Below are 25,333 nucleotides of genomic sequence, written 5' to 3'. Positions count from 1 at the left end.
GATGAGTGAAATGTCGGCATCGGACCTGCACCACGGTACGCGCCAACGAGACGAAGGATGCGCGTAACCGCCTCGCGCGCGGTTGCAATGTGACGCATCCTCCGTTGCCGTTCGCTTATTGAAGACAAAACGAGCGATCAACCAAATAGCCCCGATCATTGGTGATGATGACGCTGTTGTTCGTCTTCAGCCTCATCCCGCTTACGGTTGGCCTGTGAGCGCGAGATCTGTGCAGCGGGGCTGATGTCGACTGCGTCAGGGTGGGTTGTGGGTATCGGCGAGATGTTCGGCGGCGGGTTCACTCCAGTCGTTGCCGACTACCCTGGCAGTACATCGTGATCTCGGAATGGGCGCACTCGCGCGCTCGCGCCGCTGGGTTCGTACCGTGCTTAAAGAAACTAGGCCGCCGAGCCCCGTATGGAAGCGCGGGCGGTTCAATACCCGTGGCTCTCCTGAGCCTCCGAGTCCCTCGACCGCCGATGAAGACCGGGGCATCCTGTTCGATCCTTCTCGACTTGTCGAGGCTTACCGCGATACAGTCGCCAAAGAACAACGGACACGCGGCAACTAGCCGGCCAATTGGCGGTCTGTAAAGAATGCATTACGACGCTTGCGCCACTCCCAGCACTGCTGTCGACTACGACCGTCCGCTATATTCAGCTTCGGCCATTGTGGGAAAGAATCGCCGCCGGCGACTATGGGTCGACTACCGAAGTTCGGTCGGGCAGCGGGACCCGGAGGCACGGAGACTTCCGCCTTCGGCCAGAAACAGTTAGCCATGGGATGGTGCAGATCGGGGTCTATGTGATCTAGTCACGTGGCGTCATTCCAAATGCCAGAGTAGAGATCGTAAACACGTGCATGACTGAGCGCGGCTCGGATCCTCTCTTCCCCAACAGAGTCCAGCAACAACGTAGGAATGGAAACCCCAATGTTGTCCGTATCGATAGCGAATACTTCGACAGCGCTGCCGCAGGACGCAGAAAGCATGGTCTCTACTTTGGCGACACTGCCGCACTGAACGATGAGCTGAAGACTCATGATCGCTTCATCTTAACCTCAGCGATGTCCTGAAGAGCGTTAGTCAAGCGCGCTTCGAGGTCGCCCCCAACCTTTTGCCCGCGCACATCGTAGTACGCCACAAAACTCGCTGTGGGCGATGCGACGTGTTGGCGTCCGTAATGGACACGAGCACGAACGAAAGCGAGACTCAGCTTGAGCGCCTCCTCCGTCTCGATACAATGATTGACGATTAAAACATGTTCATGTCGATCACGGGCCGAAAACTCTGGGGTGAACATGGTGTGATTATCCGTACTGTGTGCTTAGTCTATTGACCGCTTTCGAGGATTCTAACTGACCGCTTCGGGTCGTTCTGTGACAGCCGACTCTCCTGGCGGACGACGCGTCATACCACTCAAGCGGCCGAGTTGCCTTGTGGGTCCGTCGACGCAACAGCCTAACTCGTTGGCTTAGACAGGCACAGTTAGTGGTCATGGCCACAGCTACCGAACCTCTCGTCGTTGTCCACATTTCCGGATGGCCGACGTTTCACATAGCTGACCCGCTCGAGCTGCATTCGGGGCGGTGCCGGATAGTCGGACAGCGCTGCCTTGATGCTGCCGTCCGGGAAGAAATGAACCTCCAGATACTGCGGATCGGCGGGCACCGGGCCATCTAGAACGGCGCTCTGCCTGCACCAAGGCACGCGCCCATCCCGTTTCCAAGCGATATCGATCGTAATCGGTAGTGCAGCGCCGGCTGGGATGGCGGCACAGCACACGCCACCGCCACCGCCAGATGTCTTTGACGAAACCTCGATGTTGCCTCCGCCGGCCCCGTTGACGGTAAAACTGCCTATGTAAGTATCCGTGTAGTTGTAGCCGACGATGGTCAGACCGCTCATGTTGCCCGGCAGGCGATTATGGGGGGTAATCGGAGGCATCCGGTCAATGCCCGGAACCGTGCCCGCCGCGGCGCCAAGCGATTTCGCCAACACCAGAAGCCCACACAGCACGGTTCCAAGGAAATTTGCAAATCCGTTAACTCGTGGCGACTTCATAAGCCATTAATTCCTATCTATTCGACGCGCACGGCGGCCGCGACCGCCAACGCATAGCACATGACCCTAACCTGGGCTCTACTGATGCCAGCGCTTACGCGCCCGCTCCTCTCTCGCTTGCCGGATTTTCCTTCGTCGGATTGCACTGCCTTTCCTCCAAACCGAAAAGCTCTTGACGAACCGGGAGGAGATTCCCCAGCCGTAGTCGATCAACCACACAAGCGCGAACAAGGCGATCACGATGCCGACGAGTATCAGTACGTCGACCAGCGTCTGCTCCCACGACACAAACCGCCCAATACCACTGCTCCCATGTCTCATTGACATCTACCTAAGATCGATCTCGAAAGCGCCGGTATGACCGGCACACCTCGTCCTGGTTTCCTTGGACTATCTCGACAGTATGTTTGCTTGCATGTCGGTGATGGGCCCACCTTGGTAGTCGAATCCTGCGCACACCTCTATCCTGCCAATCTGCCATCGGCTTCACAGCGCCCGTAGTCGAGCATCCAAAACTGATAGCGGTCTCCCAGCAAATCGACTGCCTCTCCCAGGGTCAGCGAGACGGCGGCCGACAGCTACTGGCGTGGAGACCGCCACGCGTAAGACCTGCGTCTCCACGGAAAGTACCTCGGGAATATGCATAAGCTGTTTGGGGTGAATAACGTATTGTGCCGAGATCCACGGTGGCTATGCAACTGCGAGAAGCAACGTTCTTTGCACGATATGTCACCAAAAAAAGAGCCCCGACTCTACGTGAGTCGGGGCTTCGGTTACATCAACACAGGGCCAACTGGGCCTGCTTGATCGCGTGGGTTCCCCACGCTTCTCGCGCACTGCCCGGCAAGGCCTCGGCGGGCACAGAGCGGGCCAGTACGTCACGGACATCATAAGCATCCGTCAATCCCAATCGGTCCTTGAAGGCGGTGCGCCTCGCAATGTCATCGTGCTCCACCTTCTGCGAATGAGATAGCGTGAGACATCCATAATGCAGGTACCAGCGGTACCCCGCCGTGATAGACCCGGGTCGGTCGCCCGCGTCATGCATCGCCAGCAGGCGCTCGACTTCGAACTCCACAATGAACGCAGCCGATTCGACATCGACATCGAATTGCTGCTCTGTTGGGAGATCCAGTACCGCACGACCGTCGGCCGTCGTGACGATCGCTGGCGCACAACAACTTCCCTCGGTGAGAGCTTCTCGCATCGGGTCACGCAGACCATTCCAATCCGCGCACGGTGCCGACTCGTCCCAACCGTCGCCTACGTGAAGGAATCGAGCCGTCGGAATAGGCGTCGGCGCGACTTCAGGCACATCCGGGATGTCGTATCGTATCCCTCTGGCACGAATGTCACGCAGATCGGACCAAGCCGCAAAGGGCCTTGCCACGCCGTTCAGAGACTGCATCGCATCGACGGCTATCATCAGGTCCACTGGCAGTAGCCGGAACTTTGGCGCCTCACCCGCAGCTGCCGCTCGTCGCTCTTCATCGAAGTCCAGCTGCAGCATGAAACGAGTCAACTGCCGCAGCATCGCCGGATGATACGTGTCAGGCTGGATTTTGATATAACCACCTCGAATTGTCCGGCCAATCCAGTGCCGACGCTCCCAATCATGGCGCGTAGCCCTGATGAAGCGGTTGAGCCGATGCAGGCCACGAGCATAGGCATAGCGCTCGTCGAATGCGATCATGTTGGCGAGGCTCTTGTCCTCCGCCATTTGGCACACGTGACATCCGAGACGGGCGCCGCACTTGCCCTGCTTTCTTGCCGCTCCATCAAGGATCGCGTCGGCCACTACTGCGCAGCTGGTGCCAACCGAATGAGCATAAATCCGGCGCATCTCTTCGAAATCCGAAAAGCCCGGCAAAGCACCGGACCCATAGAGAGCGACCGCCTCCCAGACATCGTCGTCGGACCACCGTGCGATCGGGCTGACTACCCAGTCGCCATCCTTGTTCTGCATGGGCGCATGATCCGACTCCCCCCGAGAACGCATTGCCGCCGCCCGCCTGGTGCTCTCGTCATACCGCGTGCCCAGGCAAGTTACCGGAGGTAGTAGACCTTTCGCCGCAAGGTCTCGGAATAGCTTTCGTCGGAACGCCCGTTGCGGACTGATCTTCAGGTCGGTACTGCAATCGCCGTGCGTCCCAGGAAAGCTGGGCAAGGCCCGGCCGGATAACACTTTCAACTGAAAGGTTGCTGCCATGGACGGTTGAACCACCTTGACGATAACCTTGAAGTCGTGATCCTTGCCGTACTGATGCATGCGGCGCAACTCCGCCCGGTAATGATGCGAAACCTCGGGCGACTCCACGAGGGTGTCGCCCGTCGTCGCAACGATGATCGGCGTGCCCCCTGCCGCGCGATGAAGCATCGCCGCGTGCAACACCAATGCCGCCACGACACTGCTATCTTTGCCGCCGCTGAATGCAACGACAAGCGGATGCCGTGCTTGCAACAGAGCGGTAACTATCGCGAGGGCGTTGTCGATTTTCTTCTCGATCGGCTCGAAAGCACCTTGGGGAAATAGTGAGATTGTTTCCATGATGGTCCTGAATGGACCAACGCCCAACGGGCGCCGGACCCGTTGGGTTGGAAGGAAAGAAGCCTGCGATGACGCAGGCGTTATGAGATGTGCCGGAGCGATTTCGCTCAAACCAGCTTGCGGTTAGGAGGAAGCAAACCGAACTTCGCGAGCGCCTTCAAATTGGTCTCGACGTACGTCACCATGCCGTCGATCGTGACAGCGAGATAGTGGTCAAAGCACGCGGCGTCTTGCGACACCTCCACGCTTTTCGCAGCGTGAAACACCTCGAGCAGCTTCTCGCGATCCACGTCGGCCCCCTGCCATCCGAAGATGCGGATGAACGTGTGAACCTTGAGGCGCCTCAGCAACAATTTTTCGGCCTCTTCGGCCGTGACGAATACTTTTGACATGACTAGTAACAGGGCTACGCCTGTGTGTTTAAAAGAAAAGCCCGCCCCCTTTCGGGAAGCGGGCATACGGTTAGTGAATGGCGCCGGTCTACTCGAGCGCCAGCGCAACGACATCAATGACACCGTCAGCGTCGTCCACCAAGTCAGGCGTTTGCGAGATGAAGAACTCACGCTCATACCCACCGACCCGCAGCACCTCGCGCTTCATCTTCATGAAGGCACGCTTGCGCTCCGGATCCAGCGGGCCATCCGCTTCATCGGTGAACAGCGTCTGGAAGGGCTGCTGCGCGTCCTGCGCCCGATAGAGGGCGATTCCGCGCGTCAGGCACTCATTGATCCATACCTTCTGTCCACCTGACATCACGCCGAATTCCTTTGTGGTGTCGTTGTCAGCGTCGATCACGTTGATGGAGAAGCCCTCGCGCAGTTCGCCGCTGGCCCGCGTTGTCTGCGTCTGAATCGCGATGGTGAATCGCGGTCCATAGCAGGCCAGCAGCAAGTCATTGACGATCTGCGTGATGGCGGGGCCCGCGTCGTCGATGGACAACGCAATTACGCCATCGTTGCCCAGGCCTTTCGCGAGCAGCTTCCATTGCGCAATCTGGTCGGACAGCGCCTGGGCCTTGGCCTCGAGCGCCGGCATGCCAGCCAGCTCGACCTCAAGACGCTCACGCTCGGCCACCAACATGCTCTGCTGCCGAATCAATGCTTCGATCCGGCCGGAGATCGCAGCGACAGCCTCCCGGCTGGCTGCGATCTGGCGGTCCAACTTAGCCAGCATGCCGGTCACGTCGTCCGTGGCCAGCGTCACCAGTTCCCGACAGACCGCAGCGACTTGCGATTGCACGTCCGCGATATCGCGCTTGTGGCGCATTTGGCGCGATGCATCCTCTTCGGCCAGCGCTGTCAGATCCCGTTCGGCCTGTGCGAGCCCTTGATGCGCGGCGTCCAGCAGTGGCTTCTTGGCGGCCATTGCCGTGAGTCGCTGCAGCAGTTGCTGATCGCGAACCAGGTGGGCCTCCAATGCCGACAAGGCAGCTCGTGCCGTAGCACGCTCGGATAGCGCGCCTTGCATCGATTGCACCTGCTCCTGCTTCTTTCTATAGCTTTCGCGCAGTGCTTTTACCGACACCACCTGCTCGCCGAGCCTCGCCTTTGCTGTGCGAGCCTGTGCCAGCAACGGACAGCTCGCGTGCATGGGATCATCACGGCATGGCACCGTTTCAATCACCTCGGCTTGCAGTTTCAAGGAATCGGCCAACTTCGCGCCGGCAATGCCTTGCTGTTCCAGGCCCTTCAACTCGGTACTGAGCGCTGCATGCTCGACCTGGACTGCATCTAGCTTCTCCACGATAGCGCGCTGGCTGACAATTTCCTCCTGCCTCCGGCCAATAGCCATCTGCAGAACGTCACGCTGGCCAGACGCCGCCTCAATGTCAACGGCCTCCGCCAGTACGGTGCGATGGCCTGCCGCCTGGCGATCCAGATCGCGCCGGCGTGTCAGAACACGTCCAGCCGCGGCCTGCTCGTCGCTGGCCAGCGATGCCGCACGCTGGTCCAATTCCCCCTTGCGCTGGTTCAGTTCCCGCAACCGCGCTTCGGTACCGGCATTGGCGGCTTGCTTCGCCGCCAGCGTCGCGCGCTCCTGCACCAGCTTGGCGCCGTTGGCGGTTTCACCGTCACGAGCATTGCGCTCCGCATCCAGGCTCTCGCCAATTTGCCAGATCTCGCCAGCCACCACAGTCGCCCGATCGCGCTTGCCCGCGAGGGTCAACATGTCGCGCTGCAGGGTGTCGAGCGAGCGGGTAAGCAGCTTGGCGACCTCGCCTGCCTTCGCAGACAAGTCACGCAAGTGATCGATCCCAAGCAGCTCGGCCAGCAGCTTCTTGATCTCGCCGGGCTGATAACTGGCGAGGGGCCTCCTGTTCTGGGCGGAAAACACGCTGGTGAAGAACGCCTCGGGAGACCCTAGGACGGCTTCGAGACACCGGTTATAGGTATCCGCCTTGCCGTCCGAGAGCGTGCCGTCTGCCAACTGCACAGGCTTCCAGCCATCCGCGCCGTCTTTCTCAAACAGGTAGTACTCGGCCTTGCGGCTCTTGCCAGGGTTGCGAAAGGCGAACGCGGAACGATATGTCTTGCCGCCGTGCTCCCATTCCAGGTCTTTCTCCGCGCGCGGGGCGCAGAGATGGTCCCAGTATGAGAATGCGTCGGCCGACATCTTGCTCGCGTGGCTTGGCATGATGGGAAACGGATGCAGGTTGTCCATGATCGTCGTCTTCCCTGCCCCGTTGGGGCCGACAAGGGCGATCAGGCCACCGGGCAGCGTCGACAAATCAAGCGTGACGCTATCCCGATGCATACCGTCGCGGATCCCGTGGAATCCGGAAAGCGACAACTTCAGTGGGCGCATTCGAACACCTCCGCGCCGTTGAAGGAGTGGAGATAGTCCGAAGGCACTTCCATCGCACTGTCGTCCCATTGCGGAACATCGGGCAGCGAAGGCGCGTCTTGCTCGGGCTTGTCGGCGATCGCACGTTCGACGGAGCGGCGCGCGGCAGAAAGCTGCTTGGCCGCAAGCTTCATCACGGCGTCCCAGTCCTTCGCCCCGGTGAGAGCGCGAAGTTCGAGTTCACTCCACTGCGAGGCCAGGCCGTTGGAGAACGACCAGATCAAGTCCTGCAGTTCCTTGGACGGCGCCACGGCAAAGAAGGTGTTGCCGCCAGCCTCACCCAGGGCCATCACCAGCATGTGGTCGCGCTTGGCGATCACAGCGCCGCGGCCAGGGCCGAACGGCTCGTACATCATGCACTGCGTGAAACCATGCTGTGCGGCCAGGCGCTTGGCCATGTCCGAACGATTGATGCAGGTTTCCTCGACAAAGAGCCACTCGGGGCCCGCGTGATAGAGAATCATCATGCACTCCAGAGATATGACGGAGTGCGCCCCGGACGGGAAGCACCCGTCTGGGTAAGTAAAAAGGAAATGGATACTGCTGGGTCGATGCGTCAGGGACGCGGGTGAAACCAGATTTCGACAGCCTCGCGGGCTGTCGGAACATGGCTTTCGCATGTTCTAGGGATTGGCGTAGTGCTACGCAAAAAGATCGTCGGTCAGCCAGTTCATCGGCGCTGACGCCGTATCAATGGGCGCTACGGGCTCCGTTACGGCCACGACCGGGAATGACTCAGGCGCGGCAGTCGGATCCTCGAGTTCCATGTCCATCAGCTTCGCAACGAACGGTGGCGCAACAGCTTCTACGGCGCCGACATTCTCCGTGACAGGCACGGACATTTCATCAAGGTCAGCCAGCACCTGCTCGGCAATCGCCTGGGCATCGAGATTCTGGAGCATCGACAGACTGTCCAGCAACGGATTCGCGGCGACGCCGGTCAGTTCGCACCAACGTCCCAGCTTCGCGGACAAGGTGGCGGCTCGGCTGATACCTTCAGCGCGGCTACGCACCGCCGGTAGAACTCGGGCTTCGAGCTTCACGTCCGCACTGGCACCAAAGAGGGCCTGAATGGCCTCCCGGTCCACGAGTTGACGATGCTCCTCGTTGACCGTCCAGCGCACACGCACGAACTTGTGTGCAGCATCGGCAGCCATCTCGGCAAGCTTTGCCATGTCCGGCGGCCCGTCGAAGTCGATGCAGACGGTCTCGCTCGCGGGGGTCTTCACCTGGGTAGCTACTGCCTCCCCCGGAGATACCTGCCACTGAAGATAGCCTTTCGCGCCGATTTCGCCGTAATGGAACCGTCCGATTGAGCCCGGATAGGCCACCACCCTGCCCTCACGTTCCCACTGCTGGGCCCGGTGTATGTGGCCAAGCATGAACGCGTCGCAGTGGACATCAAACAGTGCCCCGATGGTGAACTCGTGGTCGAGTCCGGCCATCGGCACGCCGTGCTCCGTCTGGCAACCGTTGACGGTGCCGTGGGAAATGCCGATGGTACGGACGCCCTGTGAGCGCCATTGACGATTCACAGCGCCTGCGGCCTCCAGATAGTCAGCCAGGTGGTCGCCAACCGCCGTCGCGGCGTTGGCCACGCCGGCCGCGGCCGCCAGCACCGCCTTGTTGACCGTGGGCACGCAGGTGAAGACGACGTCTGGCAGCCCTTGCCGGGTGAGCAGCTCGTCCATTTCCGCCTGGCTGAAGATCGCGCCATCGCTCGGAATGAACGCCCCGCCAACAAGCGCGACCTGGTGAATCCGGTCTGCAACGTATACCGGGAAGCTTGCGCCGATCAATCGGAACAGATCCAGCGTGCCGGGCGGTTCGTGACTGAACGTACCCTGCAGCATGATGACCGGCATGTGGGCCGACAACTGGTGGATCCGCCGTGCCAGCGCGGATAACGCCGGCGTGTGGGCATCGAGTCGGTGGTCGGTCGAGTCGCCCGACACCACGGCAACCCGGCAGCGATCTGCGATCGCGTCCTCCACCGCAAAGCCAAAGCAACGGTCCGCCTCGGCCAGATGGCCAGGGGAGTAGTGCAAATCAGAGAAATGCGCAGCCAACAGGCTCTCGCCATGGTTGAGCATAGTGATACCTCCAAGGGAATGTGCCGGCATGCGGCAAGAAAAATGAAAGGGAAGCCCATGGGCTTCCCTCAACTGCCGGCACAAGGCTGGCGATAGTTATGTAGTGACGTCAGCGGCGATAGCCGCCACCTGTTCACGGAAGGCTGCGGGATTGGTCAGCGCAGAGCGAAGTTGAGCCAGGAACCCCCGCACATCCTGTTCCCGCTTGGACCAGCCGCGCCCGAAGGTCGCCGCTGCATAGGCTTTCAGCTGGCGGGCGCCGTCCTCGCTATTGAGCCCAAGGCGCTTCACGAGATCGAGATACTCGCTCTCCAGGTCCTCAGTACCCGCCGTGTCGGACGGAGGTATCGAACTTACGGACTGCACTACGCCGCTTTCCGACGTCCCGGTCTGCGGCACCTCGATGGTGCCTTCATCTGCCGAGCGGTGCTCGAGTGGGACCTCCCTGCCCCCTTCCAGCATGGAAACGGCCTGTTCTGCCATCTCCAATGCCGGCGGCCGCCGATCCGAGCCATCAAGCAATGCTGCGATATCGATTTCGGCGTCCAGCGTAATCAGCCACTGCATCTGGCGCACCGGCTTGCCGGTGTCATCGATGCGGCTGATCTCCAGCTCTTGCTTCGACATCCAGAACTTGACCCCAACGAGCCGCCCTCGCGCCATCGCCACGGTCTGCATGGCCGCGTGGGCTTTTTGCAGGACGTAGATCGAGGTGGTGGGCATTTCAATAAGCCCGAGTCCGGAGACATGCGGAATCGCGAAGAAGAAGCTCGCTGACAGGTTGCAATGGCCGCCTTGGTACTGCGGGCATTCCTGCGGATCGCACAATCCGTCCCGAATATCGTTGTCCTGCCTCAGGATGACGGTGCGACCGCCCCAGTTGCGCTTGGCACGATTGGCGCGCTCGTCGCGCACCGCAGGTGCGTACATCTTGCAGTAGCGCCGGCCGTCGGAGCCATACTCCGAGAAGTACTGCCGGCCGCTCTTCGTCCATGCGACAAGCTGGTTGGGCATGTTGCTCAGCCAGTCATCGAACGCGAAGACCACGGGAAACCGCCAGAGACGAAGCCCGTTGCCGTCGTTGCGATCTTCGCCGTAACGTTGGACGATGTCTTCGGCCAACGCAGGATTGGCGAAGTCAGAAGCACGGCAGGTGAACCAGGGGACGTTTTTCGGCACGAGCGGCGTCTTGATGCCTGTCGCCCGCGCGATATCGCCTTCGATGCGCTCGAAGCTATCGCCCCGCGCGAGGCCAGCATCGTGGATCTTCACGGCCTCGGGCTTGTCGCACGCAGCCTTGGTGAGGACCTTGATGCCGGGTCGGATCTTGCCAATGATGGGCGGCCGCATGGGCCGCTCTTCTAGCAGGCTTCGGCGTCCGCCGGGCTCGCTGTAGGTGATGGGTGCATGCATGGGTAGTTCCTCCGTTCCAGGAAAAGAACGACTCGTGCCCGGATGGACGCAGCATGCTCCCGAAGGCGCAGGGCTGTGTCGGCCCCGCGCTGGGTCGTTACGCGATTGAGGAAGTCGTTTCGGGCGACTTCCGGAAGACTGGCGACGTATGCCGCCTCACAAAGGGACCGCCAGGCCTGCGGCATGTCCTTGTACTCGGGACGGCGCAGGTTCAGCGTTGCCGCGATCGCGGCGGAAATCTCGGTGTCCTGGTGCATGAGCGTCTCCTGAAGATCGAGGTCTCTCACCAGAAACAAAAAAAGCTCGCCCCGGTTTGCGCCGGCAGCGAGCTTGGATGTCAGGAACCCGAACTGCCACGCCCCTTCCGGGGGCGTGGCACTCAGGGAGCGGCGCACTCATGCGCGCGGCTCTATGTTGAGGACGTAAAGTCGTCCTCGTGCAGCATGGTCACGCTGCACAACAACCCTTTTCGCGAACCCACAGGTTCGGCCGCAGGTTCACGGATCGGCTCGACGTCTGCCGTTCTGCCTAGGAGGGGCCTTGAGAGAGCTCCACATGGTCCCAGGCTCGAACGGTGTCCGGCGTGCACTCATGAAGAGGCACAGCGAGGAACGCGTATTACGAGCTGATGAGGGGAAGTGTTCGGCGAAAACACTTAGCACAAGAGATATCCACACTGGTAGCCAACCAGTCGGCGCGTGCGCAAATGCACGACTTGAACAAAGAGATGGACTCGCCAGGAGTCAGAGTCGATGCGTCGATGACGCTAGGTGTGAAAGCATTGTGGCACAGGACTTTCTTTCAAAACAGGCGAATGCTCTGCTATTTCGCGTAGCTTTCGAAGTCATGTGATGTCCGTTCTTGTCCGACAATTCCAAGTGAGAGAGCATCCGAATACATGGACAAATGGCCGAACAGGATCCACCCAAGAAGCCCGCCAGCGGGCTCAGGCCCATCGAGCGCCTGAACAGCGAGGAACGCCTTAGCCGGCTGACACCGGCAACGGCATCCGCTACCCACCACGAATACTGCTCGAAGTTCGCTCGCGACTTTCTGGACGCGCACTTTTACTACTGCTCGTCGAAGTTTGTTGTCGCGCGCGGCGGCAAGGTCAAGGCGCTTGATGAGGCGTTTCGAGAGGCGGAGGCGTGGTACGCCAAGGCCTTGGACTGGATCGGCAGCAGGGACCAGATCGAGATTCCGTTGTTCTATGAGCAGCGCGAAGTACAGGTCTCCCATTCCTTCGCCGGCCGCCTACTTCGCCTGCTCATGCAATACGACAGGCTCTTCGCCGAAACGCTCTACGGCTTGAACTGCGACTCCATCTCTGCCGAAGCGCGGGAGAACACGACAGCAGTCGCGGCCAAGCGTATCAAAGCCATCCAGCAACTCTGCATCCCGGATACCGACAAGTTTAGTCCGGACGGCACCCTCATCAACCCTTCCCGGAGCCAGAACCATGGACATGCGTGAGATCGAGCAGCTGCATGCTCAGTACGCCCAACCCGCCCTGACCATCGACATCTCGCCCTCACCGGCACGTTCGTCGACGCCGCCGTTGTGGCTGGGCAACGATACGCGTGGCAACGTCGGTACGGGCAAATCCGCTCCCGCGAGCGGTAACTGGACGGTGACTCCGCGGGCGTTGTGGGCTGCCGTGTTCGTTGTCGGCGCGGCCGCAATGTTCCTCATCGGCAGCTCCATGGGCAAACGCGACGCCCGTACCCATGGCTCGGACGGGCCTGCCGCAGCCGTCAGCGCGTCGGAAGCAAGGCCGTCTGCGGCATCCACGCCAGAGCCCGAACGGCATTCGCACGAATGGCCCGTGCGCAGCGATGCGAACAATGTCACGGGCCCAACGCCGGCATCTGGCGCGGCGCCACTGGCGGCAGCAGCTGACACCCCGAGAATCGCCCTGCCTTCGCAGGAACCTGTCAAACCGACTACGCCCGCCCCGAAGCCCGCCCCCGCGCCTGCAGTGCCGGCAGCGGCGGCGTCCGCGCCGGCGAAAGCCGCGGCACCCGTCGCACCTGCGCAGATCGCCCGTCCTGCCGTATCGCCGCAAGCCGCCCCCAACCGCGAAATCAAACTGTTCTAAGAGAGCGCCCCATGACGATGCCAAGCACTCCAACTTTCAGCGTCCTGCGCGCCGGCATGAGCATTCACGGCGATCTCGTTTCGGAGGACGGCTTCACCTGCCTCGCCCTCGTTACCGGCAACGTCAGGGCCAGCCACGGCCTGTTGCATATCGGTCGTGGCGGCGTTGTCCATGGCGACGTGGAAGGCGAGCACATCATCATCGACGGTACCGTGGAAGGCGACGTCAAGAGCCGGGTCTCCCTCAAGATCAACGGTCGCGTGATCGGCCGCATCTTCTACGCAGGTACCATCCGGCTGGGAGAGAACGTGACACTTGAAGGCAGCTCCATCACGCGGGTGCCCGCTGTTGGCTACGTATCGTCCCCCCAAAAGGAGGATACGCCCCCTATCCACATCGATGACGCGGAAGTCCCCGGCACTGCGGTGTAAGGAAGGAACATGTTCCTTTCAAAAAACGCGAAAGCGACCGCCTGAAACCACTCTTTCAAAGACAAAAGGCCCGGCAACGTTAATTGCCGGGCCTTCTTGTTTAATAGACACGCCGCAGCGTCATCAGCTCCGCTTGCGTGAAGACGCTCGGGAACGTGATCCACGGGAAGTCAATTGCATTTGCGGGATCCCTGAAGGACATATAGGGAAATTCGCTGTCCAGTTGGATGCGGAAAATCCGGCGAAGGCGATCCTTACCGTTTACTTCATACAGCACGCCATGTATTAGATCGAAGACAACCGAACCTTGACTGAAACTTGCAGATGCGCCCTGATTCTGTTGGTAGCGTAGGTCCATCCACGTATCGTAAGTGAAGGCCGTCACCCGATCTCGTGTCTGGCCGAGCCAGGAGGCATATAGCCCGGTGAACCGCGTCTTATGCAGGCTGGATAATTCAACAGTTTGGTACATGAGTCGATCCTGCACTCGCTGCACCCTGTTTCCTGCCGTGCTACGGCAAACGTACTCGCCCCGTAGCCTGGATATCGCGGCATCGCCTGCGCGAAATAGCCATCGCGGATATCGTGAATAGAAATCAAAGTTGAACATGTCAAAGAACAAAAGAAAAAAGCCCCGGGCTGCGCCGGGGCTTTAAGACCTGAAACGACTACTCCATTACCAAACAACGGCAACGGAGCGGCTCGCTTAAGGGCGGATAGAAGAAACGCTCGAAGTGCTTATGCAAACCCCGCTAGTTCGAGGGCCGCGTCCCACGCACGCTGCTTGAGAATCGCGCCGGCGCCGAACCATGCGGAATCGAGCCTGTTACCCGGAGAGCGTGCACGCTGCTGATGGTCTACGTACTCGGTCACGCTGTTGACCAACCCCCAGGCGGTGCCGGATGCCGACTCCAGCCCGGCGCCGCGGCCAGCTCCATCGAAGAGATTGAGTACCGACTTCAATCCACGCTCGTTCATCCGCACAGGCGTGTCAGCATCCTCCGCCCAGGAGTAGGCAAAGAGGCGCTGGAAGAACCGCTCGGACTCGGCCTGGCTGACTTTGCGGTCCGCCAGACTGTGCATGTTGGCCATGAAGCCATCCCACGAGGAGATCGCAATGCCGAGCTCTTCCTTGACCGCGCGCGGATCGAACTGGCTGCGGTGCGGAACCTTCACCGCACCACGATTGCGACCCAGGGCGATCTGCAGGGTGTTGTTGCAGACCACGCGCACCGAGGTGAATTGCGCGGTGGTGGCCAGCGTACCGTCGCAGGCGGTGGCCAGGAGCAGGTAGCCGCGCACCTCGTCACCGCCCTTGAGCGTTGCCGACTGTCCCGTGCGCGCGAGCGCCCAGAGCTTTCGGCCCTCTTTCAGCACACCAGCCGTTTCGAGCTCGTAGCCGCCTACCTGAACCAGGTCGCGATAGCGAGTGGGTCGCCAGATGCCGACGAGAATGCGAGCGTACGGGTCGGAAGTTTCTATATTGGAAACAGGCGGCGCCGTCCCAATCCATCCGTCTGAATCCACTGGAAAACTGGTCGCAGCCATCGGAAATACCCACGCGTGTCGCCCAGCTCATGGAGGAAGGGCCGTTCCGGCAGTTCGCGTTCCTGTTCATCGATCGTTCTGTCAAAGGCGAGCTCTACGTCGGCGACAAGCCCAACCTGCGCTCCATCCTCCAATACGCACAGAACGGTATCAACAACCTGCTCGAGCGCGCGCTTCAGCGCTTTTTCCCCGAAGCCGGCATGACGGACTGGCAAGACGAGGTCGCCGGATACATGCAGCAAGTTGGTCAGAAAGGTGGCGGTACCCGTCTGGACGCTATGGTTCGACTGTATATCGACCGCTTCTCGAATCTGGGCAAGGGCCACGAGTCGATCGACGGTCTCATCTCGACGTTTCAACACGATCGAGACCACTACGGCCGGATCATCGCTTCCGCCCTGCCCCTCCTGCAGATGCTGGCCACCGGCGAGACCGGCCTCATGCTGGCGCCCAGAGCGGATGACTTCGAGGACGATCGAGAAATCTGGGATATCGACAAGGTCATCAAGCAGAAGGCCGTGCTCTACGTCGGTGCGGACTCCCTGTCGAACTCCATGGTCGCACAAGCCGTGATGTCGATGCTGCTTGCGGACATTGCTTCGGTCGCGGGCGCGATCTACAACTTCTACGCGAAGCCTCCCGAGATCGTCCTTCAGGTTGACGAAACGGCTGAGGCCATCAACGAGCAGTTGCTCCAGCTTCTCAACAAGGGGCGTGGTGCAGGCTTCAAGGCGTTCGTTGCTTACCAGACGCGTTCCGATTTCACGGCAAAACTTGGAAACGTGGCCAAAATGCAGCAGGTTTTGGGCAATCTGAACAACCAGATCGTTCTACGCTTGGAAGACATCGACACCGCCCAATGGTTTGCCGAGAAGGCTGGAACGACGGCAATCCGAAACCTGGTGATCTCCAGCAGCACAAGTACCGGCACGGAAGCGCACGTAGGTGAATTCAGTGGCTCCGTTTCGCGGTCCGCACAGCTTGAAAAGGTACCCCTGATTCCGCATGACCTGGTCATGCAACTGCCGAACCTCCAGTACTTCCTGCGGATATCCGGCGGCGCCGTCTACCAAGGTCGTATTCCAATTATTCAGGACTAACCATCCATGCGCAGCAGCCTGTTCCGCGAAGTTATCAAGCAACACAATCTGTCGGCGAAGCTCTCCCCGGTGTTCACCCTCTCTCCGGACCTCGACGAGATCTGCGCCCGCGTGGTCGACTACATCGGCACGAACTACCGTGTGCGGGAAGAGCCTTTGATCAAAGAAATGCTGACGGACGGCATCGCAGCATGGCGCGCCGCGCGCAAGCATGGCGATCCGTCTGTCGCGTTCATGAAGGGCCTCTTCTCGCGCGCGCACGACCTGTACAACAAGCGCTATGCCGCATTCAAGGGCGAGAAGTACAACGTCTGGTATCCGTTCCACGAATCGATCCCGGCATTCGAGCAACGGCAGCTGGCAGGCTACGTCTGCCAAGTCGTTGACGAGCCGGTCCCCGGCGAGATTTCCCAGCGCTGTGCTGCATTTCAACTTGCGGCCCGGGTGCTGACCGGATACGCCTTCTCCCGTTACTTCGAGAGCTACGATGTCGCTGGCAGCTTTGCACACTGACGCACGCCGAGTCGCGCAGCGGCTTCGCCGTATTCCGGCCATGGTGGCCGCGCGCATCTGTAACGTCGACCCGGCCCTGGCGCTGGCCATGGACGACTGGTTGGCCTCGCATGCCTACCCGGCCGAGACGCCGCCCGATGCCTTCACAGCCGCCAAGGCCGCACCTTGCTTCGCGCTTGTGCACATCTCTCTCGCCAGGCCGGGTGTGTTCTGGGCCGCGCTTGTCGCGATTCCCAGCTTCCCCGTCCTGCTGCTACTGCGGTGGATCTGAACCATGGCAAGGAGCCGATTCGCATCCCACGTCCGTCTTTGGCTGATTATTTCGCCACTCATGATCTGCACGCTGGCGCCATTCATTCAGGACCAGACAGCGTTCGAGATCAGTCGTTCCGAACAGGCGTCTGTCGAAGGGGTCCTTGGGACGGAGAAGGCAGAGATCGCGGTGGCATCGGCAAACGCCCGCTTTCGCGAGTGGTTTATCGACTCCGGGGCGGTGAAAGCATCCTTCGCGGGTTCCGATACCCCGACGGCTTTCTCGGACGGGGGCGCGTCAACGTTCGGCCGCGGCTGGATGCAGCACTTCTGGCTGACCATCTATCGCGCGCTATACCGTTCGGCGGTAGCCGACCACTGGCTCTTAGGCGCGGCAGTGTTGATTCTGGCAATTTTCAATGATGGGTCGGTATCACGAAAGATCCGGGCTGCAAGCGCGGGATTCGCCAATCCCGTGTCCTTCCATGTCGCAGCCCACGGCCTCATGCTTTGCTTCGGGATTGGAGCCTCCGCATTGCTTCTCCCGGTTTCCCTGCTCGCCAATTGGTGGACCTATGTGGTGTGCCTGGTGGGCCTGCTTTGCTGGCGCCTCGCGGCGTCGTTCCATGTCGGCAAATAGTCCGGCCACTCAATGACGACAAGGCCATGTGGATGGCCTTCCAAACGGAGAAATCATGACCACGACCGACCTGATCCCCGCCGATGAAAACATCCCGGACGCTTCGGTAGCGGCTTCCCCTACCCCGAGCACGCTCGGAACCATCGACAGCACCGGGGACGTCGAGCACGAGCTCAACGAGATGGATGCTTCGGCCGATGCGCTGCGCAACGAGGGCCTGCTCTCGCCGGCCGATCATGAGCAGCGCAAAGCTGACGTCGAGCGGACGCGCAAGCTGTGCATAAGCAGCTTTCGTGATGCCGAAAGCGTGGGGATTTGAGCAAGAACGGTGATGGACGCTGGAGGGGTTCCCTCAGGGAGCGTGCATGCACGCGCCTGAGGGAAGATGTCGCCTTTATTGTGTCGAGCAATGAAGGAGACCTCAGCAGTGTGCCATGCCTTGCTACAAACGCCAGCGTTTTTTGCCCTGTTGCGCCGGATCGACGAAGACTTGATGAAGGTGGCGCGAGACAGGGGCTGCTGCCATTGCGGCTCTGTGCTGCACAGTGCCAACTATCCGCGTAAGCCGCGCGGATGCCCACCGGCAGCACACCCGGACTGCAATACGCGCCTGAGCCTGTGCTGTGCCGGATGCCGCAAACGCATGACGCCCGATTCGGTGCGCTTTCTCGGCCGGCGTGTCTGGCTGGCCATTGTCCTGGTACTGCGATCGAGCCGTGCCACTGGCGCCTGCCTGGACGGCCTGCCGGCGATCAGTTGGGCCACGCTCAAGCGCTGGCGTCAGTGGTGGACCGAGACCTTCCCCAAGACCCCCGTCGGTCGGTGGCTGCGTGGCCTCATCCCGCCAACGCCCGAGCCGTTCATCTATCCCGACTGCCTGCTGCAATCGGTCGAGCACGACAGCGAAGACGAGCGTCTGGCCGCGGTGTTGCTTCTGCTGCTGGGCCCGGCCTGACCACGCTGGCTGAGGGATGCGCCAGATAGGGGAATCTCCCGCAGAACATGTCGATGGCGGGTCACCCGCACTGCCCGTAGCCTGCTCCCGTTATCCCCCCAACGGAGAGTCATGTCACTATCGATTGATCATCGCAACCGATGGGCGCGCTTGCGCTTCTCGGTCATTGGCCCTTTGCTGGCTTCGCCGCCTGCCAAAGGAGAATTGCAGCAAGCGTTCCAGGCACTGGCCGCCAAGGTCTGGCGGCACCCCATCACCGGCGCCGACGTTCAGTTCGGCGCGTCTTCCATCGAACGCTGGTATTACCGGGCCCGTCACGTCCAGGATCCGGTCGATCAACTCAAGAACCGACTGCGCGACGATTGCGGCCACTTCGTCAGTCTGAGCCCAGCCATCATCGAAGCGCTGGTCGAGCAGTACCGTCAGCACCCCGGCTGGACCATGCAGTTGCATTACGACAACCTGCGCGTCGCGACCAAGGATGGCCCGGACACGCTGCCGTCCTACACCACGGTGTGCCGGTATCTGAAGGCGCAGGGTCTGGTGCGCAAGCCAACCCCGCGCTCGAGCACGGATGGGGCCATCGCTGCTGCGGCTCGCCGCGAGGCACGCGAGGTGCGTAGCTACGAGGTCGACCACGTGGCCGCGCTCTGGCACCTGGACTTCCACCATGGTTCGCGCAAGGTGCTCACCCCCGATGGGCAGTGGCACAAGCCGCTGCTGCTCTGCATTATGGACGACCATTCGCGGCTGGTCTGCCACCTGCAGTGGTTCCTCGACGAGACCACTGCCTCGCTGGTGCACGGCGTCTCGCAGGCGATCATGAAGCGAGGGCTGCCGCGGGCCATCATGACCGATAACGGCGCAGCCATGATGGCCGACGAGTTCGTCGAGGGGCTGGCCAGTCTGGGCATCCTGCACCAGACTACCTTGCCCTACAGCCCATACCAGAATGCCAAGCAGGAACGCTTCTGGGGACAGCTCGAGTCCCGGCTGATGGCCATGCTCGAAGGTGAGTCGCACCTCACCCTGGAGCAATTGAACCTCGCCACGCAGGCCTGGGTCGAGCAGGAATACCACCACAAGGAACACGCCGAACTCGAGGCGACGCCTCTGCAGCGCTACCTGTCCTGTGCCGACGTCTCGCGCCCCAGTCCCGAGGCGCTGGCCTTGCGCCGGGCCTTCCGTATCCGCCAGCATCGCCGCCAGCGCAGAACCGACGGCACCTTCACGTTGGACGGCGTGCGCTTCGAGATCCCCGGCGCTTACCGCCACCTCGAGCAAGTCTGCCTGAGCTACGCGCGCTGGGATCTCTCCCAAGTCGACCTGATCGATGCGCGCATCGGCGCGATCCTGGCCGCCGTGTTCCCGCTGGACAAGTCTGCCAATGCCGACGCACGGCGCGCGCATCTCACGGCCAAGGGTGCCTCGCCTGCTAACGAGGAACCCGCGCAGGCTGGCACTGCGCCGCTGCTGCGTCAGTTGCTCGCCGAACACGCCGCCACCGGCCTGCCGCCGGCCTATCTCCCACCCGCACCCACCAAGCTATGAATCAACCCAACCTGCTGGCCTTGTACGGTCTGAAGTTCAACCCCTTCGCCCAGGACATCCCCGTCGAGGCCGTGTTCGTGCCACCCAAGCTCGATCACTTCTGCTGGCGCATTGAGAACGGTATGGCCCGCGAAGGCGGCTTCGCCATGGTGCATGGCGACCCCGGTTGCGGCAAGAGCGTCACGCTGCGCCTGCTCCATCAGCGCCTCATGCGCGTCCCCGATCTGATGGTCGGCTCGATCGCTCACCCACAGAGCAATCTGGCGGACTTCTATCGCGAGCTCAGCGACATCTTTACCGTACCGCTCAAGCCCCACAATCGCTGGGGCGGCTTCAAGGCGCTGCGCGAGCGCTGGCTCACCCACATGGAGGCCAGCCGCCGCCGCTGCGTGCTGCTCATCGATGAAGCCCAGGAGATGGCGGTGCCAGCCCTCTCGGAACTGCGCCTGCTCGCACAGGCACGCTTCGACTCGCAATTGCTGCTGTGCGTGGTGCTTGCCGGCGACGCTCGCCTGCCGGAGAAGTTCAGCCGCGAGGACCTGATCCCGCTGGGCAGCCGCATCCGCTGCCGTCTGGCGCTGGAGAGTGCGAGCATCGACGAGCTGCAGGCCTGCCTGGACCACTTGCTGGCCGCCGCCGGCAACGCCACCCTGATGACCATGCCATTGCGCCAGACCCTGTGTGAGCACGCCGCCGGCAATTACCGCATCCTGATGAACCTGGCGGGCGAGCTTCTGGCCCAGGCCGCGCAGCGGGAGCTACCGCAGATCGACGAGAAGCTCTATCTGGAAACCTACAGCGCAACCCTGAACCGCCGCGCCAGGCGGTGAGTGGCGCCGTTGGCCATCGCCGCCACGTCCATCAACACAACGACGACATCACCATGACCTTCCACCAGCCATCCGGCATCGCCCAGGGGCTGCCCCTGCTCATTGATGCCAACTGGACGCCCGCGCAGGCCTGGGCTGTGATCGAATTGCTCGACGATCTGCGCGACCGTCTGCATGCTCACTATCAATTGGCCTTGGCCCAGTGGCTGGCCGAAGATCGGCAGGAGCATCCTGATGGCCTTGGCGATCTCGCAGATAACGACTTCTGATCCAGTAACAAGGGGCCCGCCGGGCCCCTTGTTACATCAGTGCCGCTGCTCCGCATCCGGTCCACCGCGATAGATCGCCACGTCCATCAGCGTTGCCCGACGGCACGCAACATTGGTGATGGACGGTGCCGCAGCCGACCATCAATTACCGTGCTCGCGCATCCATCGAATCTCGTGCTCACGCACACAAGCTCTTTCGTGAACTTCCGCCTGAGCAGCGCCAGGCAATCATCCGCCGGCGTCGCGAACTCGGCCTGCAGATCCTCGACCGCGAGCTCGCAGGGGCAGCCGTCGTGCCTGTCGCTTTGAAACTGAATCACACGCGCCTGCGCCCCCTCTTCGAGCAATGGTGGCCCTACATGAACCGGATGTCGCTCAATCTCCAGCGGTTCGGCCAAAGCACCTTCACGCGCGCCGAGCTTTCCACGTTGGAGGCGTACCTGGAACGCGAGCTGTCGAAGCTCGAGGACTACGTCGACGAACAGGTACGCGTGGCGAAGGCGTACCGGGAGCAGCGCGAAACCGAGATGCGTGCGGCCGGAGATATTGTCTTTGCGCCGACGATCCAGCGCCCTTCGCTCTCGCTCGAGGTTCAGGCTTACTCGCGTTTTGCCGTCCGCGCGCTGCAGGTTCTGGTCAAGTTTGACCAGACGATGGATCAGTTCGATTTCATGGTCTGGAACGGCATCCGGGACCAGAGCGATGTCAACGAGGAAGTGTCGCGGTTCCTGCGCAAGTTCCAGCCGTTGGGTCTTCGCAGCTACACCACCCATCTGAAGCTCATGACGACGGTGCGCGGCATCTGATCTGCCGCCGTGGCATCAAGTCTGCCCCAATTGGCCATGTTCAGTCTTGATGCCACCAAGTGGCACATTTCTTTTTAACCCGATCCCCATCATGGTCAGAGGTGGTCGGACAAGTCCCGCCCATAAGGCAGTTCGTGGCAGATGCTCCGAGGACGCTCGTGGCACTTTGTGGCACGTACTGGCACGTGCGCCCACTCGAGGGGGCCTACGTCCGAGCGTCCTTACCAAACGGCTGAATCTGATCCAGCGCTATGTCCCTCGCAGAAGCCCTCGCAAAACTGAATCCCTCGCAGCGCGAGGTGGTGGAATGCCGCGACCATTGCGTTGCGGTCGCGGTGCCCGGCGCCGGAAAAACCGCCACAATTGCAGCCAAGGCTGCCTTGCTCCTTAGCGATCCGAACATGACTGTCGGAGCTGTCACCTTCAGCAAGGATGCCGCAATCGAGCTGCGCGATCGAATCCTGGCTCTGGCGGGCCCTTCAGCGAAGAAGCGCCTAATCGCTGGCACGTTCCATTCTTTGGCCTATAAGCAACTCGCATTGGCCGCCGGCAAGAAACCTGATATTGCAACTGATGGTGAGCGCACCGCGATTGTGACGCAGGTCATACAAGAGACGAGCACGGAATGGAAGCTCGAAGACGCCATTGCCACCATTGAGCGCCTAAAGACCGCATTCGACTTGCCCTCCGTCGAGTCTGCGGACGGCCAACTATTCGCCGCCTACCAAGACGCCCTTCTTCGCAATGGACGATTAGACTTTCAAGACCTGATGCGTTACGCCGTCCAGGGGATGCAAGGCGGGACAATCGCCCCATATAACGTACGAGTCTTATTGGTCGATGAATACCAGGACGTGGATTCCCACCAGGCCGCCTGGACCGCGTTGCATGCTCGCGCCGGCGCAGCGGTTTGCCTCGTCTGCGACGATGACCAGTCTGTGTACGGCTTCAGATCAGCCATGGGACTACGCGGCATTGAACAGTTTTCCGCCGAGTTCAACGCGCGGCAGATCGTGCTCGGTGTCAACTACCGTTCTCACAGTGAAATCTTGGCTGTAGCAGACAGGGTTATACGGAACAACACCGAACGGGTTGTAAAGCAGTTGGTCTCACACCGTGGCCCCGGTGGCGCAGTCTCATTTGCTCGTCACGATGATGAGTACAAAGAAGCAGTTGCGGCGATGGAAGCTATGGCGGAGGCAGTTCGCGCGGGGAAGACTTCAGCGATCCTCGCTCGCACCAACAGAATTCTCGATCCCGTGGAAGCCGTTTGCCGCTCTCATGGAATCAAGTACCACAGGGCTGCAGGGCGCTCGATTCTTGACCGTCCGGAATCAGCCCTAATGGGCAATGCGCTTGAGCTAATCGAAGAATCGCGAGGCGGCGGGTTGGACGCCATCCTAGGCTTCTCCGGGGTCGGTGGCGCCGATCTTCACACCCTCCACAGGAAGTTTGCGACCGCAATGCACGCTGGACGAGTAAAGAAGAAGGATCTGCTCGAGGCCGGCGTTGGGGAGGACGCAGCGGACAAGTACTTAGACCTAACGAAGCGGCTTTCCGAATGGCGTACGTTGTGCGAAAGGAAATTCCATGCCCTTGTTTTGGATGGAGTCTACGAATGGATGCTGAAGTGGCCAACGTCTGACCAAGGCAGGCGGGCGATCATCACTACCTACGATGTACTGTCCAGGTTGAACGGACCATTCTCCGATCGACTGAACTTTCTTCGTCGAAAGAACAACGAGGCTACTGCCGACGCGATCGTGCTTACGACATTCCATTCCAGCAAAGGGCTAGAGTGGGACCACACCGCCCTCATTCGGCTGGAGGAAACAGTCATCCCAGATGAAGGCAGCCTCGAGTCGGAGGAACGGAGGTTGTTCTACGTCGGGGTTACCCGCGCCAGACGCGTTATGCTTCTTTCTACAGCAAAGAAGAGCCCGACCTCTCGGTTCGTGATCGAAGCAGGTCTAGCTTAAGCTGCCCATTGAATCTGTCTAAGCTGGCTTTACAGACAGACAAATTTGCAAGTTCACTGCTGGAGAGCTCCAACTCGACCACAACGCCCGCACCTAGACAGCCACCTTTCCGGTTAATACGTAGGAAAGGATGTCCTCCGATGTAGGCGCCCCCCAAGTTTGGTCGGCTAGCCAAGTGTAGAAACTCGTTTGAGCAAGTTTCGAAGGACGCTTGTTGGCCACGAGCTTCAGATCGGCCGCCGCGCACTGGTCGTTGTACCGCTCCATCAGCGGCGTCTGCTCTTCCGCCGATAGTTCGGCGAAGTATTCTTGAGCAACGGGCAACCGAGCGGCAATGTACTTCTCCATCGCTTCGGCTGCAGACTTGGCTTTGGGAGCCTCGGCAGCCGCAGGCTGCTCGGTGACCTCTTCCGCGTCCATGCCTCGCCCCCAAGCCTCGGCCAACGTCTTACGGAAGTAGGCAGGGACGTTATCGACGGCAGGGGCATTTTTCTTCGACAGCCTGGCACGAACATAGGCCAAAGCGTCTCGCAACGATCCTGAGCTGTGAGTCTTGACAAGCTTTCGAGCCTCGCTTGCCGGAAGACCCAGTTTGATCATCGCTTGCACCAGTTCACCTCCCCCCGCGTCTTCTTGGACGGCTTGTTCCTTGCGGGTGATCTTGAACTGGAGGTCGGATACCGACCTACCGATCTTGTGCTCAATCAGTTCAAGAGTGTGGTCCGAGACGTCACAGATCTCCGCTATGCAGGGGTTCAGGACTGCACGCTTGAAGATCTTGTACTCCTTGTACTTCGTCTCGCTCTCCTCGCGTCCGAGAATCAGATTGCGAAACACCGGCAGAGGAATGCGGGCCGTAATTCCAACGCGTTCGTACCGAACCGTGTTCTCCCACAGGGCAAGGGAATGCGCCCTGCGGAATAGCTTCGCGATACGCATGTCGATCATTGCGTAGCGCTCCGGATTCAGGAGTTCCTCTCTGATCTGGGGCGCAAACGAGTAGGAAAGCAAGGAGCCGGTAATCTTCGCGCCGGCCAAGAGCGTCGACCCGGTCCAGGTTGCAGTTCCATCGCTATTCAGTTGATCCCAGTCGACAACCGTGCGCATCAGCGACTTTGCCGTCTCTTTGATGTACCCGGTGTCCTTTGTGGTCAAAGCCAGGTTGGACATCATCTCGGGGATCGAAATCTGGAAGGTGTCCGTAGACCCGGCTTGACCCAGGCGATGCTCGATTGCGTTTTTGATCAGCGCGTTAAACAGCCGGCGCTGTTGGAGAGTCAGTGCGCCGCCCACTGGCGAAACGTGGATTGCCTGGACCGCCTTCTTGAATGGTTCGGGCACCTCAGCTTGCTGGAACAGTGCAATCTGGGATCCCTTTGCAGGCGCCTTGGCTCGCGGCAT

At 60.8% G+C, this 25,333-nt stretch carries 26 protein-coding genes and 1 pseudogene; 14 read left to right on the top strand and 13 right to left on the bottom strand.

Translation table 11 applies throughout. The features are described from left to right. Positions 1-813: 813 nt before the first annotated feature. From EPAKOI_RS25455 to EPAKOI_RS25410, 10 genes are all read right to left on the bottom strand, one after another. Positions 814-1,041: a hypothetical protein gene (locus EPAKOI_RS25455; protein WP_423194698.1), complete on the bottom strand. Its 228-nt coding sequence runs from the start codon at positions 1,039-1,041 to the stop codon at positions 814-816. Then, positions 1,038-1,301, bottom strand: coding sequence for a hypothetical protein (locus EPAKOI_RS25450; RefSeq protein ID WP_423194697.1), 264 nt, complete (start codon positions 1,299-1,301; stop codon positions 1,038-1,040). Before EPAKOI_RS25450 ends, EPAKOI_RS25455 begins: the two co-directional genes overlap by 4 nt. 185 nt (positions 1,302-1,486) lie before the next feature. Beyond that, entirely contained in the window at positions 1,487-2,062 is a 576-nt protein-coding gene (locus EPAKOI_RS25445; RefSeq protein WP_423194696.1) for a DUF3304 domain-containing protein, read from the bottom strand. Positions 2,063-2,840: 778 nt separating this feature from the next. Next, positions 2,841-4,610 carry a 3'-phosphoadenosine 5'-phosphosulfate sulfotransferase gene (locus EPAKOI_RS25440; protein ID WP_423194695.1) on the bottom strand — a complete coding sequence of 590 codons (1,770 nt, stop codon included), beginning with the start codon at positions 4,608-4,610 and terminating at the stop codon, positions 2,841-2,843. A gap of 107 nt (positions 4,611-4,717) precedes the next feature. Continuing rightward, positions 4,718-5,002 (bottom strand): hypothetical protein, encoded by a 285-nt coding sequence (locus EPAKOI_RS25435; RefSeq protein ID WP_423194694.1) that lies wholly within the window; start codon positions 5,000-5,002, stop codon positions 4,718-4,720. Between the two features lie 88 nt (positions 5,003-5,090). Beyond that, the gene (locus EPAKOI_RS25430; protein WP_423194693.1) at positions 5,091-7,415 is read right to left on the bottom strand and encodes an SMC family ATPase; all 2,325 of its coding nucleotides are present in this window, start codon (positions 7,413-7,415) and stop codon (positions 5,091-5,093) included. Further along, on the bottom strand, positions 7,403-7,918 hold the full coding sequence (locus tag EPAKOI_RS25425; RefSeq protein ID WP_423194790.1) for a hypothetical protein: 516 nt from the start codon (positions 7,916-7,918) through the stop codon (positions 7,403-7,405). Before EPAKOI_RS25425 ends, EPAKOI_RS25430 begins: the two co-directional genes overlap by 13 nt. 177 nt (positions 7,919-8,095) lie before the next feature. Beyond that, positions 8,096-9,547 carry a metallophosphoesterase family protein gene (locus EPAKOI_RS25420; protein WP_423194692.1) on the bottom strand — a complete coding sequence of 484 codons (1,452 nt, stop codon included), beginning with the start codon at positions 9,545-9,547 and terminating at the stop codon, positions 8,096-8,098. Between the two features lie 96 nt (positions 9,548-9,643). Next, a complete protein-coding gene (locus tag EPAKOI_RS25415; RefSeq protein WP_423194691.1) occupies positions 9,644-10,960 on the bottom strand; it encodes a hypothetical protein in 1,317 nt (438 codons plus the stop codon). Beyond that, positions 10,909-11,145, bottom strand: a complete 237-nt coding sequence (locus tag EPAKOI_RS25410; protein WP_423194789.1) for a DUF7696 family protein — start codon at positions 11,143-11,145, stop codon at positions 10,909-10,911. Before EPAKOI_RS25410 ends, EPAKOI_RS25415 begins: the two co-directional genes overlap by 52 nt. 721 nt (positions 11,146-11,866) lie before the next feature. Between EPAKOI_RS25410 and EPAKOI_RS25405 the strand changes: the two genes are divergently transcribed. The 3 genes from EPAKOI_RS25405 to EPAKOI_RS25395 are packed head-to-tail and all read left to right on the top strand — an operon-like array spanning position 11,867 to position 13,489. Next, positions 11,867-12,433 (top strand): hypothetical protein, encoded by a 567-nt coding sequence (locus EPAKOI_RS25405; RefSeq protein WP_423194690.1) that lies wholly within the window; start codon positions 11,867-11,869, stop codon positions 12,431-12,433. Then, entirely contained in the window at positions 12,420-13,058 is a 639-nt protein-coding gene (locus EPAKOI_RS25400; RefSeq protein WP_423194689.1) for a hypothetical protein, read from the top strand. The genes EPAKOI_RS25405 and EPAKOI_RS25400 overlap by 14 nt, the downstream gene beginning before the upstream one ends. Positions 13,059-13,069: 11 nt before the next feature. After that, the gene (locus tag EPAKOI_RS25395) at positions 13,070-13,489 is read left to right on the top strand and encodes a bactofilin family protein (RefSeq protein ID WP_423194688.1); all 420 of its coding nucleotides are present in this window, start codon (positions 13,070-13,072) and stop codon (positions 13,487-13,489) included. Positions 13,490-13,589: 100 nt separating this feature from the next. Here EPAKOI_RS25395 and EPAKOI_RS25390 read toward each other — a convergent pair whose 3' ends face one another. Next, positions 13,590-13,961: a hypothetical protein gene (locus EPAKOI_RS25390; RefSeq protein WP_423194687.1), complete on the bottom strand. Its 372-nt coding sequence runs from the start codon at positions 13,959-13,961 to the stop codon at positions 13,590-13,592. A 266-nt stretch (positions 13,962-14,227) separates the two neighbouring features. After that, positions 14,228-15,037, bottom strand: coding sequence for a DUF932 domain-containing protein (locus EPAKOI_RS25385; protein WP_423194686.1), 810 nt, complete (start codon positions 15,035-15,037; stop codon positions 14,228-14,230). Between EPAKOI_RS25385 and traD the strand changes: the two are divergent. The 11 genes and pseudogenes from traD to EPAKOI_RS25330 form a co-directional block, all read left to right on the top strand. Next, positions 14,962-16,137 (top strand): annotated as a pseudogene (gene traD / locus EPAKOI_RS25380) (conjugative transfer system coupling protein TraD); the annotation flags it as partial. The gene EPAKOI_RS25385 and the pseudogene traD sit on opposite strands and share 76 nt — an antisense overlap. Positions 16,138-16,143: 6 nt before the next feature. Next, entirely contained in the window at positions 16,144-16,650 is a 507-nt protein-coding gene (locus EPAKOI_RS25375) for a hypothetical protein (RefSeq protein WP_124687031.1), read from the top strand. Continuing rightward, positions 16,625-16,921, top strand: a complete 297-nt coding sequence (locus EPAKOI_RS25370; protein ID WP_423194685.1) for a hypothetical protein — start codon at positions 16,625-16,627, stop codon at positions 16,919-16,921. The genes EPAKOI_RS25375 and EPAKOI_RS25370 overlap by 26 nt, the downstream gene beginning before the upstream one ends. Before the next feature lie 3 nt (positions 16,922-16,924). Beyond that, the gene (locus EPAKOI_RS25365) at positions 16,925-17,542 is read left to right on the top strand and encodes a DUF4400 domain-containing protein (protein ID WP_423194684.1); all 618 of its coding nucleotides are present in this window, start codon (positions 16,925-16,927) and stop codon (positions 17,540-17,542) included. 55 nt (positions 17,543-17,597) lie between these two features. Continuing rightward, positions 17,598-17,861: a hypothetical protein gene (locus tag EPAKOI_RS25360; protein ID WP_423194683.1), complete on the top strand. Its 264-nt coding sequence runs from the start codon at positions 17,598-17,600 to the stop codon at positions 17,859-17,861. A 90-nt stretch (positions 17,862-17,951) separates the two neighbouring features. Next, positions 17,952-18,497, top strand: coding sequence for a transposase (locus EPAKOI_RS25355; protein WP_124682078.1), 546 nt, complete (start codon positions 17,952-17,954; stop codon positions 18,495-18,497). A gap of 111 nt (positions 18,498-18,608) precedes the next feature. Beyond that, positions 18,609-20,048: an IS481 family transposase gene (locus tag EPAKOI_RS25350; RefSeq protein WP_008651549.1), complete on the top strand. Its 1,440-nt coding sequence runs from the start codon at positions 18,609-18,611 to the stop codon at positions 20,046-20,048. Beyond that, positions 20,045-20,878, top strand: coding sequence for an ExeA family protein (locus EPAKOI_RS25345; protein WP_008651548.1), 834 nt, complete (start codon positions 20,045-20,047; stop codon positions 20,876-20,878). Before EPAKOI_RS25350 ends, EPAKOI_RS25345 begins: the two co-directional genes overlap by 4 nt. Positions 20,879-20,931: 53 nt before the next feature. Beyond that, complete coding sequence (locus tag EPAKOI_RS25340) at positions 20,932-21,147, top strand: hypothetical protein (RefSeq protein ID WP_011229369.1); 216 nt, start codon at positions 20,932-20,934, stop codon at positions 21,145-21,147. A gap of 125 nt (positions 21,148-21,272) precedes the next feature. Then, positions 21,273-21,953 (top strand): ATPase, encoded by a 681-nt coding sequence (locus tag EPAKOI_RS25335; RefSeq protein WP_423194682.1) that lies wholly within the window; start codon positions 21,273-21,275, stop codon positions 21,951-21,953. A gap of 251 nt (positions 21,954-22,204) precedes the next feature. Continuing rightward, on the top strand, positions 22,205-23,932 hold the full coding sequence (locus EPAKOI_RS25330) for an ATP-dependent helicase (protein WP_423194681.1): 1,728 nt from the start codon (positions 22,205-22,207) through the stop codon (positions 23,930-23,932). 93 nt (positions 23,933-24,025) lie between these two features. Here the strand turns inward: EPAKOI_RS25330 and EPAKOI_RS25325 are convergent, their stop codons facing one another. Further along, positions 24,026-25,333 (bottom strand): replication initiation protein, encoded by a 1,308-nt coding sequence (locus EPAKOI_RS25325; RefSeq protein ID WP_423194680.1) that lies wholly within the window; start codon positions 25,331-25,333, stop codon positions 24,026-24,028.

It is taken from the genome of Cupriavidus sp. H18C2 (assembly GCF_049393795.1).
Lineage (GTDB): Bacteria > Pseudomonadota > Gammaproteobacteria > Burkholderiales > Burkholderiaceae > Cupriavidus > Cupriavidus pauculus_C.
This window is presented reverse-complemented; position numbering and strand designations above follow the sequence as displayed.